Source organism: Ruegeria sp. CF5, from assembly GCF_056537325.1.
Map to the genome: position 1 here is coordinate 1 of NZ_JBQFRI010000028.1, position 1,462 is coordinate 1,462.

The following is a 1,462-nucleotide window of genomic DNA, read 5'->3' on the forward strand; positions in this document are numbered from 1 at the left end:
TACAGTCTCAGATATTCCTGGACTTCCCAGTCTGTGACGGACTGGTGGTATCGTTCCCACTCGTCATTTTTGTATTCGAGGTAGGATTTGCGCATGACCGGGCCCATCACGTGCTCGGCCATCTTGTCATGGCGCAGCGCCTCGATTGCGTTGAACAGCGTGCGCGGCAGACGGCGAATGCCCAGCTCGGTCAGCTCGGATTCGGTCTTGGAATACAGGTCGAAATCCGTGGGCTTGCCCGGGTCGACCTTGTTCTTGATCCCCTGAACCGCGCAGGTCAGATGCATCGCCATCGCCAGATACACGTTCATCGTCATGTCGCAGGCGCGGTTTTCGATGCAGTGACGGCTCTGCGGCAGGCGGAACTGTGCGGACCGGTTGTTGAACCCGTAGGTGATGTTGGTCGGCGCCCAGGTCACGGTGCCGCCTTCGAACCCGCCCACGCGCGGGACCAGCCCGTTATACGAGTTCACCGTCGGGCAGGTGATCGCAGTGATCGCCTCGGCGTGCTGCATCAGGCCGCCAACGGCATAACGGCTTTCATCCGACCATTCGCCATCCGGTGTCTCAAAGATGTTCTCGCCGGGGCGGCTTTCGTGCTGCATCGACATGTTGATATGCGCACCCGAGCGCCAGTCGCCCACCGTGGGTTTTGGCATGAAGGTGACGAACATGCCATGCTTCTTGGCAACCTCTTTCAGCACGATACGCAAGAAGGCCAGACGGTCCGACATCTCCAGCATGTTGGTATAGTGAAAATCCAGCTCGAACTGGGAATAGGCACCCTCGGCCACCACGTCATGCAGGTTCCAGCCCAGATCTTCGATGATGTCGATCATGTCCTTGAGATAAGGCATCGAGTCGACCGAATATTCCACGTCATAGCCAAAGGCCTGGCGGCGCGGGCGCAGGCCGTCTGCGGGATCGTCGTCGAACGCCTTCACCGGCTGGCCGTTCTCGTCATATTTCATGACGATGAATTCGGGCTCGACCCCGGCGTACCCGGTATATCCCTCCTGCGCGGCCTCATGCATCGCACGCTTCAGCGCCTGGCGCGGGCAAACATTATAGGGCGCGTCTTCCCAGTACAGATCCGAGAAAATGATCGCCAGCGTGTTGTCCCAGGGGCAGATGTAAACTGCATCCAGATCCGGAACCACGACCTGATCGCTGTCGGCGGGGCTGAGTTCCGGCACGAAGGAGATCGAGTGCACAGCGAATTGCGGGCCTTTGCCAAGGCACAGTTGTTCGAAATCGCTCATCGGGACGGGTTTGGTCTTGGGGATGCCATGCAGGTCGATCCAGGCGCCCATCACATATTTGACGCCAGCCTCTTCCAGCCGCTTTTTGACGGCGGGAATTTTGGGGCGGTTGCGTTCAACCGCGTCCTGAAAGCTCTCGTAATAGATCTTGCTGTTTGCATTGTCCTTAGGCACTGGGCTTCCTCCTGTCAGCGCGCCGC

1 protein-coding gene is annotated in these 1,462 nt (G+C 58.9%); it reads right to left on the minus strand.

Annotation, left to right across the window (positions count from 1 at the left end; translation table 11 throughout):
- The coding region (locus ACR0NW_RS23955) for a glutamine synthetase family protein (RefSeq protein ID WP_480791961.1) at positions 1-1,436 on the minus strand (1,436 nt) is incomplete at its 3' end.
- Between the last annotated feature and the right edge of the window lie 26 nt (positions 1,437-1,462).